This is a genomic window from uncultured Turicibacter sp. (assembly GCF_938044715.1).
Lineage (GTDB): Bacteria > Bacillota_I > Bacilli_A > MOL361 > Turicibacteraceae > Turicibacter > Turicibacter sanguinis.
In genome coordinates, this window is sequence record NZ_CALIOS010000072.1 from 1 (window position 1) to 1,232 (window position 1,232).

At 35.1% G+C, this 1,232-nt stretch carries 1 pseudogene; it reads left to right on the forward strand.

What is annotated here, in order from left to right:
• Positions 1-80: 80 nt before the first annotated feature.
• A pseudogene (locus tag QWC74_RS07835) lies at positions 81-1,214 on the forward strand (IS3 family transposase).
• Positions 1,215-1,232 lie beyond the last annotated feature (18 nt).

Genomic DNA, 1,232 nt, shown 5'->3' on the forward strand with positions numbered 1-1,232 from the left:
TGGATAGGTTACAATTAATTAGACAGTTTTTTTAAGGTCATGTAGAATTATAAATAATATCAATCTAAAGGAGCTTTAACATGACCCAAACTAAAACTCGTAGACCACGCCGTACGTATACAGATGAATTTAAAAACCAATTAGTCCAGCTTTATTTAAATGGGAAACGTAAATGTGATATTGTTCGTGAATACGATATCTCATCGTCTTTACTCGATAAATGGATTAAACAGTCAACTTCTACAGGTTCTTTTAAGGAGAAAGATAACCGCTCAGAAGAAGAACAGGAGTTAATCCAACTTCGTAAAAAAGTTAAGCAATTGGAAATGGAAAATGATATTTTAAAGCAAGCCGCGCTGATCTTAGGACGAAGATAAATGTGATTAAAAACAATACACACAAATATTCAGTTTCAGCGATGTGCAAAGTCCTTAATGTGCCTCGTAGCACTTATTATTATGAGTCTAAACCGAAGAAAGATGAAACTCAACTGGTTACTGATATCATTGAGATTTTTCGTCGAAGCCGAAATAATTACGGGACTCGAAAAATTAAGCAAGAGTTAAAAAAAGATGGGACAACAAGTTTCACGTCGTCGTATTAGTCGTATCATGAAACAAGAAGGCCTTGTATCGAATTATACCGTTGCTCAATTTAAGCCGCATACAGCTAAATGTAACGAAGATAACACTGAAAATATCGTGGATCGTAACTTTGATGAACAACCACATTTAAACGTTGTTGTCAGTGATTTAACGTACGTTCGTGTAAAAAATCGCTGGCACTATCTTTGTGTGCTTGTAGACCTGTTTAATCGTGAAATTATCGGTTATAGCTCTGGGCCTAATAAGGATGCAGAATTAGTTAAGAAGGCGTTCAGTACAGTCCAAACTAACCTAAGTCAAATCAAGATTTTCCACACGGATCGAGGTAACGAATTTAAGAATAAAATCATTGATGAGATTTTAGAGGTATTTGAAATTGAACGCTCTTTAAGTATGAAGGGATGTCCCTATGACAACGCTGTTGCAGAAGCGACCTATAAAGTAATCAAAACAGAATTTGTAAACCATCAGATATTTGAAACCCAAGAACAACTAGGTTATGAATTTGCCGACTACGTTAACTGGTATAACAATCATAGGATCCACTCTTCACTGGGATATTTATCCCCAGTTGAATATCGTCAAAATACCCTTAAAAAAGTTGTTTAGTTTAGTGTTGACAATCCA